Source organism: Brevundimonas sp. (assembly GCF_016463485.1).
Classification (GTDB): domain Bacteria; phylum Pseudomonadota; class Alphaproteobacteria; order Caulobacterales; family Caulobacteraceae; genus Brevundimonas.
The window spans coordinates 1-7,975 of the sequence record NZ_JAEMRD010000147.1; the positions used below are offsets into that span (position 1 = coordinate 1).

Below are 7,975 nucleotides of genomic sequence, written 5' to 3' on the forward strand. Positions count from 1 at the left end.
GTACTCCCCCCTGGGGGGGGAGATTTCACGGTCGTTGGGACAGCTGATCCTCCCCCGTTGGGGGAGGGGGACCGCGAAGCGGTGGAGGGGGCCCCCGCGCGCTCGGTTGTTGCAGGAGCGGCCGCGACATTGCCCGCCCCCTCGACGCTGAAGGTCACCAGCGGGCCACCGACGGGTGACTGGGTCCCCGGCTGGCCGTGCAGGGCGGCGACGACACCCGCGACCGGGCTGGTCAGTTCCACCGTGGCCTTGTCGGTCATGATCTCGGCCAGCAGCTGGTCTTCCTCGACCTCATCCCCGACCGCGACGTGCCAGGCGACCAGCTCGGCCTCGGCCGTGCCCTCGCCCACGTCGGGCAGGCGGAAGACGTAGGTTCCGCCTGCGCTGTCCGGGGCCGGCAGCCCCTCCACCCCGGAGCCTGTCCTCGGGCTCGGCGGAGCCGAGACCCGCGGGGGGTCCCCCTCCCCGCTGTCGCGGGGAGGAAAGGCGTCTTCATTCTCCTCCCCGTCGGCGTCAGCCGATGGGGAGGTGGCATCGCCCTCTTGGGCGATGACGGAGGGGGCGACACCGACGTCAGGAGCGGCGTTCCCCGCCCCCTCGACCTCGAACTCCACCAGCGGCCCGCCGACCGGCGACTGCACCCCCGGCTCACCGTGCAGAACCGTGACCACGCCCGACACCGGAGAGGTCAGTTCGACCGTCGCCTTGTCGGTCATGACCTCGGCCAGCAGCTGGTCTTCCTCGACAGTATCGCCGACCGCGACATGCCAGGCGACCAGTTCGGCCTCGGCGGTGCCTTCGCCCACGTCGGGCAGTTTGAAGACGAAACGGCCCATCAGCGGGTTCCTCCGGTCATCACCGATTTCAGGGCGGCACCGACGCGCTCAGGCCCCGGGAAATATTCCCACTCGAAGGCGTGCGGATAGGGGGTGTCCCACCCGGCGACCCGCGCGATCGGCGCCTCCAGATGATAGAAGCACCGCTCCTGGACCAGGGCCGACAGCTCCGCTCCGTACCCGGACGTTTTCGGCGCCTCATGCACGATCACGCAGCGGCCGGTCTTCTTCACGCTGGCCTCGATGGTGGCGATGTCGAGCGGAACGAGGGTACGCAGGTCGATCACCTCGGCGTCCACGCCGGCGTATTCGGCGGCCGCCAGCGACACCCAGACCATGGTGCCGTAGCACAGGACGGTGACGTCCGATCCTTCGCGGACCACCCTGGCCTCGCCGATCGGCACGACGTATTTGCCGGTCGGGACCTGGGCCACGTCCTGGGCTTTCCAGGGCGAGACGGGGTTCTTGTGCCAGCCGTCGAAGGGTCCGTTGTAGAGCCGCTTGGGCTCGAAGAAGATGACCGGGTCGTCGTCCTCGATCGCCGCGATCAGCAAGCCCTTGGCGTCGTAGGGATTGCTCGGGATGACGACCTTCAGCCCCGCCACATGGGTGAACAGGCTCTCAGGCGACTGGCTGTGCGTCTGGCCGCCAAAGATGCCGCCGCCATAGGGGGAGCGCACCACGATCGGGCTGGTGAACTGGCCGCCCGACCGGTAGCGCAGCTTGGCCGCCTCGGACACGATCTGGTCGTAGGCGGGATAGATGTAGTCGGCGAACTGGATCTCGACCACCGGACGCAGACCATAGGCCCCCATGCCGATGGCGGCGGCGACCAGGCCGCATTCGCTGATCGGGGTGTCGAAACTGCGGGTCAGGCCGTGCTTCTGCTGCAACTGGTCCGTGACCCGGAACACCCCGCCGAAATAGCCCGTGTCCTCGCCGAAGCTCAGGACGTTGTCGTCCTCGGCCATCTTGACGTTCAGGGCCGAGTTCAGCGCCTGGATCATGTTCATGGGCTGCACGGCGGCGTTCTCGGGCGAGGGCGCGGGCGCGGTGTCGGGCCCATCGGCCATGTCGGGGCCGATGCCGTCGTTCTGGTCTGCGGGGGAATAGGTCTCGGTCATGGTCAGACTCCCACCTCGCCGCGCTGTTCGGCCAGCCGCCAGTCGGGCGTGGCGAACACCTCCTCGAACATCGTCTTCACCGAGGGACGCGACTGGCCCAGGGTGCCGATGGCCTCGGACTCGCGACCGGCCTGGCGGACCTGTTCGACGGCGGCCTTCAGCGCCGCCTCGTGGCGCTCGTCGTCCCATTCGCCGATGGAGGTCAGGTGCTGGCGCAGGCGCTGGATCGGATCGCCCAGCGGCCAGTTGTCATGTTCGTCGGCCGGCCGGTACTTGCCCGGATCGTCGGATGTCGAGTGCGGCGCCCCGCGATAGGTGAACAGCTCGATCACCGTCGCCCCCTGGTTCGACCGGGCCCGTTCCTCGGCCCACTGGGTCGCAGCCCAGACCGCCAGGAAGTCGTTGCCGTCGACCCGCAGGGCCGGCAGGCCGTATCCGATGGCCTTGGACGCGAAGGTCGTCTCATTGCCCCCGGCGATGCCCTGGAAGGACGAGATGGCCCACTGGTTGTTGACGATGTTCAGGATCACCGGCGCGCGATAGACGGCCGCGAACGTCAGGGCGTTGTGGAAGTCGCCCTCGGCCGTGGCCCCGTCGCCGGTCCAGGCGATCGCGATCTTGTCGTCACCCTTGTACGCACTGGCCATGGCCCAGCCCACGGCCTGGGGCACCTGCGTCCCCAGATTGCCGCTGATGGTGAAGAACCCGTAGTCCTTGGCCGAATACATGATCGGCAACTGACGGCCTTTGATCGGGTCCGAGGCGTTGGAATAGATCTGGTTCATCATGTCGACGAGCGGATAGCCGCGCGCGATCAGCAGCCCCTGCTGGCGATAGGTCGGGAAACCCATGTCCTCGCGCGACAGGATCATGCCTTGCGCGACCGCGATGGCCTCCTCGCCCGTGCATTTCATGTAGAAACTGGTCTTGCCCTGGCGGTGAGCGCGATGCATCCGGTCGTCGAAGGCGCGGGTCAGGATCATGGCGTTCAGGCCGCGCCGCATCGTGTCGGCGTCAAGGCGCGGGTTCCACGGCCCGACGGCGGTGCCGTCCTCGTCCAGCACCCGGATCAGGCGGAAGGCCAGGTCCATCATCTGCACCGGCCGCGCATCGACGGGCGGGCGATCCACCGCACCGGCGACATCGAGCTTCAGGTGGCTGAAGTCGGGGGCGTCTCCCGGGCGTCCCGCCGGTTCGGGAACGCGCAGCGACAGCGCCCTTGAATTTCGGGGCCGGCCGTTAGGGGTCAGATCGGTCTCGGGCGGGGTCATTCCTGGTCTTCCATCCTGCCGAATTGGGGTCTGGCGTCCGGTTGATCCGTTCGCGTTTGTCGTTATAGCGCCTGATAGCAGAGAGCGCAGATCAAGACTTACTGAACTTTGCCTTGCAATAGGCGGTATCAGGGTATTTTATTGCGCCATAAGAACAATTGGAGAAACGCCTTGGCGGACGAACTGGATCCCATCGACGCGCGTATTCTGGACATCCTGCAACAGGACGCAGGACTGTCGGTCGCGGAGGTCGCCGATCGGGTCGGACTGTCCGCTTCGCCGTGCTGGCGCCGGATCAAGAGACTGGAAGATTCCGGCCTGATCCGCAAGCGGGTCACCCTGCTGAACGCCCAGCTTCTGGGCCTCGACTTCGAGGTCTATGCGATCGTCAAGCTCAGCCTGCCCTCGAGCGAGAACCTCGAACTGTTCGAGAAGGCCGTCGACGGCTGGCCCGAGGTGGTCCAGTGCGCGATGATTACCGGCCGCGAAGACTATGTGCTGCGCGTCGTGACCTCCGACATGCATGCCTTCGACACCTTCCTGCGCCACAAGCTGCTGACCCTGGGCATCGTGTCGGACTGCGAGAGCCACATCGTCACGCGGGGCGTCAAGAACGTCACCGCCCTGCCGCTGGGCATCATCACCCCGCACGTCAGATAGGCTCGCGGCCGCGACGACGCGGCGCGTCAATCAGGCGGGCCGCCGCGACGACGCGGCGCGTCAACAAGGCGGGCCGCCGCGACGACGCGGCCCGGTGACGCCGCGCTCGCGACGCGCTAGACCGCGCGGATGACCGCGACCTCCCATGGCCCCCATTCTTCGGGCGACACCTCCTCCTTCGGCTTTCGCGACGTGGATGCGAAGGACAAGGTGCGGATGGTGCGGGGCGTGTTCGACAGCGTGGCCTCCAACTACGACCTGATGAACGACCTGATGAGCGCGGGCGTTCACCGGCTGTGGAAGGATGCGGCGGCCTCCAAGCTGAACTGTCGTCCGGGCGAGACCATCCTCGACGTCGCCGGCGGTACCGGCGACATGGCGCGGCGTTACTCGAAGATGGCGCGCCGGGCCCAGGAACGGAACGGTGGCGAGGACGCCTCGGTCATCGTGCTGGACTACAATGCCGAGATGATCCTGGCGGGCGTCGAAAAGGGCGGCGAGCCCGAGATGCGCTGGACCGTCGGCGACGCCATGGCCCTGCCTTTGCCCGACGCCTCGGTCGACGCCTATTCGATCAGCTTCGGGATCCGCAACGTCGCCGACATCGCCGTGGCCCTGTCGGAGGCGCGGCGGGTGCTGAAGCCCGGCGGGCGGTTCCTGTGCCTGGAGTTCTCGCGCCCCACCACCGAGGCCTTGCGCAAGGCCTATGACGCCTGGTCCTTCAATGCCATTCCGGCCATCGGCCAATGGGTCGCCAAGGATCGCGACAGCTATCAGTATCTGGTCGAAAGCATCCGCCGCTTTCCCGATCAGGCGACCTTCAAGGCCATGATCGAGACCGCCGGGTTCCGGAACGTCACGGTCACCAACCTGTCGGGCGGCGTGGCGGCGATCCATTTCGGGTGGGCGATCTGACCGCCAATCCCAACGCCTATCGCGTCGCGCCCACCCCGCCCGTCGCGGTGCGGGTGCGCGACCCCCTGGGTGCGGCCTTCCGGTTGATCGGCTGGGCCTGGGTGCTGGTCCGCCACGACGCCCTGGCCCCGCGCGAGATCACGGCCCTGCTGCCCGGCTGGCTGCGGCCCATCATCCATTTCATCCATCTGTTCGCCGGGCGCGAGGGTCGCGAGGGCCGCCCCGGTCAGCGTCTGGGCAAGGCGTTCGAGCATCTCGGGCCCGTCGCCATCAAACTGGGCCAGGTCCTGGCCACCCGCGCCGACATCTTCGGCACCGAGTTCGCCACGGATCTGGGGCGGCTGAAGGACAAGCTGCCGCCCTTCCCTACCGATCAGGCGCGGCGCGAGATCGAGCGGTCGCTGGGCCGCACCATCGACAGCCTGTTCATCGACCTGGGCGATCCGATCGGTGCGGCGTCGCTGGCCCAGGCCCATCCCGCCTGGCTGGCCGACGGGCGCAAGGTGGCGGTCAAGGTGCTGCGTCCGGGTGTCGAGCGTCGCGTCATCGGCGGGCTGGAGTCGATGCGGCTGGGTGCCGGCGTGGTCCACCGGCTGGTCCCCGCCACCCGCCGTCTGGAGCCCCGCGCCTTCGTCGAGACCGTGGCCCGCTCGATGGAGCTGGAGCTCGACATGAGGCTGGAGGCCGCCGCCGCCTCCGAGCTCAAGGATGTGATGGACAAGTCGATCGCCGAGGGCGTCGGCCATATGACGGCCCCCGGCGTGGTCTGGGACGGGGTCGGCAAGCGGGTGCTGACGCTGGAGTGGGCGACCGGCATCGCCATGACCGACCCGCTGGCCGCCGTTCAGCCGGGCCTCGACAAGAATGCCCTGGCCGACAACGTCGTGCGCGCCTTCCTGTCCCAGGCGCTGGACCACGGCGTTTTCCACGCCGATCTGCACGAGGGCAATCTGTTCTGCTCGGCCCCGGCCGAACTGACGGCGGTGGATTTCGGCATCGTCGGCCGCCTCGGCCCCGGCGAGCGGCGCTATCTGGCCGAGATCCTCTGGGGCTTTCTGAACCGCGACTATCCGCGCATTGCCCGCGTCCATTTCGAGGCCGGATATGTGCCGCCGCACCATTCGGTCGAGGCCTTCGCCCAGGCCCTGCGGGCGGTAGGCGAGCCCGTGATCGGCAAACAAGCTTCCCAGGTCTCGATGGGACGCCTGCTGGGCCAATTGTTCGAGATCACCGCCCTGTTCGACATGCACCTGCGGCCCGAGCTGATCCTGTTGCAAAAGACCATGGTCTCGGTCGAAGGGGTGGCGCGCCGCCTGAACCCCGATCACGACCTGTGGGCCGCCGCCCAGCCGGTGGTCGAGCGCTGGATCCTGCGCGAACTGGGGCCCAAGGCCCAGATCCGCGACGGTGTCCGTGAACTGATCTCGGGGGCCAAGGCCCTGTCCCGCCTCGTCCAGGATCCGCCCGTCGCCGCACCGACCGTCGTTCAGGTCGTCCAGACGCCGCGCTGGCTGGTGGTTTGTGTCGTCATCGCAACCGCCGCATCGGTCGGTGCCCTGATCCTGTCGCTTTGGTCGGTCATTGCAGGATAACGATTTCCCGGAGTTGCCTGCATGAAGTCCGCCCTCGCCGCCGCCGTCCTGATCTCCGCCGCCCTCGCCCTCCCGGCCGCCGCCCAGACTGCGCCCCAGACCGGCGCGGCTGCGGGCCGCCTGCCCAACACCTTCGATCAGCCCGCAGCCCCGCCGCGCGCCGCGCCGACGCCCGCGCCGGCCGAAACGCAGGAGCCCTCCGACCCGGCCAAGGTCGCCGCCGCCGAGGCCATGCTGCGCAAGACCATCGCCGCCTTCCAGGCTGGCACGCCCAACTATTCCGACATGACCACCGACCTGGCCGACAAGGTCCGCCAGCAGGCCCCCGGCATGGCACCGATCTTCGCCCAGCTCGGCGCGCTGGGGGACATCGCCCACGTCGCGACCCAGGACGGTGCCGAACTGTTCCTGGTCGGTTTCGAAAACGCCCCGACCCAGTGGATCCTCGGCCAGAACGATCAGGGCAAGATCGTCGCCCTCCTGTTCCGCCCGGCCCCGCCGCCGCCCGCCGCCTGAGTTCGACCGCCCGGATCAGTCCCCGGGCGTGGGCTTGCCCCGGCCGCTCTTGATGCCCGACCGGTGCGACTTGGCCACCAGTCGCCGCTCCCTGGACGCCCGGGTCGGCCGCGTCGGGACGCGATAGATCGGGGCCACGGCCGCCTCGTCGACCATGGCCTGCAACCGCTCGATGGCGTCGGCGCGGTTACGCTCCTGGGTGCGGTGGCGGACGGCGGTGATCAGGATGATGCCGTCCTGGGTCAGGCGACTGCCGGCCAGCTTCATCAGCCGCTGCTTCTGGCCCTCTTTCAGCGAGGGCGAGTTGACCACGTCGAACCGCATCTGGACGGCGGTCGAGACCTTGTTGACGTTCTGGCCGCCGGGTCCGCCGGCGCGAAAGAACCGGAACTCCAGCTCGTCTTCGGGGATGGCCGTCATGACGGTGCGCCCGGCGGAGGCGGCGGGATCATGGCCAAAGCCTTCCTGGCCCGCACCACCGCCTGATCCAGGGCCTGAAGGAAGTTCGACCGGTCGCGCGGCCCGAACGGCGGCGGGCCCGACGTCGCCACCCCCATCGACCGCAGATGCTCGCCCACCATCCGCCCGGCCAGGGCCGAGCCGATGGAATCGGGCGTGAACGGTTGGCCGTTCGACTTGATCGCCTGGGCCCCGGATTTCAGGCAGCGATCGGCCAAGGGAATGTCGGCGGTGATGACGACGTCACCCGTCACCGCCCGCTCGGCGATCCAGTCGTCGGCGATGTCCGGCCCTGCATCGACCACGACCTGTTCGATCCATTTTTCGCGCGGCGTGTTGATCCACGAGTTCGACACCACGAAAACATGCAGCCCGTAGCGCGCCGCCACGCGGTAGACCTCGTCCTTCACCGGACAGGCGTCGGCGTCGATGAAGAGGCGGGGCTGGGGCATGGGTGCAGTATATACCTGTCCCTCCCCCTCGGGGGAGGGTGGTCGAAGCGCAGCTAAGACCGGGTGGGAGGGTCAAGGCAAGTCAGCGCCAGTTAGCCTTGCCGCCCCCACCCGATCGCTTCGCGATCTGCCCTCCCCCGAGGGGGAGGG

9 protein-coding genes are annotated in these 7,975 nt (G+C 68.4%); 4 read left to right on the forward strand and 5 right to left on the reverse strand.

Annotated elements, in window-relative coordinates:
- From JHC99_RS15820 to JHC99_RS15830, 3 genes are all read right to left on the reverse strand, one after another.
- Window positions 1–836: biotin/lipoyl-containing protein (locus tag JHC99_RS15820; protein WP_292155460.1), on the reverse strand; the 836-nt coding region annotated here is incomplete at its 3' end.
- Window positions 836–1,909, reverse strand: coding sequence for an alpha-ketoacid dehydrogenase subunit beta (locus tag JHC99_RS15825; protein WP_366927845.1), 1,074 nt, complete (start codon window positions 1,907–1,909; stop codon window positions 836–838). The genes JHC99_RS15820 and JHC99_RS15825, both read right to left, overlap by 1 nt.
- 53 nt (window positions 1,910–1,962) lie before the next feature.
- On the reverse strand, window positions 1,963–3,231 hold the full coding sequence (locus tag JHC99_RS15830; RefSeq protein WP_292155464.1) for a 3-methyl-2-oxobutanoate dehydrogenase (2-methylpropanoyl-transferring) subunit alpha: 1,269 nt from the start codon (window positions 3,229–3,231) through the stop codon (window positions 1,963–1,965).
- A 171-nt stretch (window positions 3,232–3,402) separates the two neighbouring features.
- On the opposite strand from JHC99_RS15830, the gene JHC99_RS15835 reads away from it, so the two are divergent.
- The 4 genes from JHC99_RS15835 to JHC99_RS15850 all read left to right on the forward strand — a co-directional run bounded on the left by JHC99_RS15835 (window position 3,403) and on the right by JHC99_RS15850 (window position 6,914).
- Entirely contained in the window at window positions 3,403–3,891 is a 489-nt protein-coding gene (locus JHC99_RS15835) for an Lrp/AsnC family transcriptional regulator (protein ID WP_292155467.1), read from the forward strand.
- Window positions 3,892–4,020: 129 nt separating this feature from the next.
- Window positions 4,021–4,806 carry a class I SAM-dependent methyltransferase gene (locus JHC99_RS15840; RefSeq protein ID WP_292155469.1) on the forward strand — a complete coding sequence of 262 codons (786 nt, stop codon included), beginning with the start codon at window positions 4,021–4,023 and terminating at the stop codon, window positions 4,804–4,806.
- A 47-nt stretch (window positions 4,807–4,853) separates the two neighbouring features.
- Window positions 4,854–6,398 (forward strand): 2-polyprenylphenol 6-hydroxylase, encoded by a 1,545-nt coding sequence (gene ubiB / locus JHC99_RS15845; protein ID WP_292155475.1) that lies wholly within the window; start codon window positions 4,854–4,856, stop codon window positions 6,396–6,398.
- A 21-nt stretch (window positions 6,399–6,419) separates the two neighbouring features.
- Window positions 6,420–6,914 carry a hypothetical protein gene (locus tag JHC99_RS15850; RefSeq protein WP_292155470.1) on the forward strand — a complete coding sequence of 165 codons (495 nt, stop codon included), beginning with the start codon at window positions 6,420–6,422 and terminating at the stop codon, window positions 6,912–6,914.
- Window positions 6,915–6,929: 15 nt separating this feature from the next.
- On the opposite strand, the gene arfB is transcribed toward JHC99_RS15850, so the two are convergent.
- Together arfB and JHC99_RS15860 are read right to left on the reverse strand one after the other, a co-directional pair.
- Window positions 6,930–7,334, reverse strand: coding sequence for an alternative ribosome rescue aminoacyl-tRNA hydrolase ArfB (arfB, locus tag JHC99_RS15855; RefSeq protein WP_292155472.1), 405 nt, complete (start codon window positions 7,332–7,334; stop codon window positions 6,930–6,932).
- A complete protein-coding gene (locus JHC99_RS15860; RefSeq protein ID WP_292155473.1) occupies window positions 7,331–7,825 on the reverse strand; it encodes a YaiI/YqxD family protein in 495 nt (164 codons plus the stop codon). The genes arfB and JHC99_RS15860 overlap by 4 nt, the downstream gene beginning before the upstream one ends.
- Window positions 7,826–7,975 lie beyond the last annotated feature (150 nt).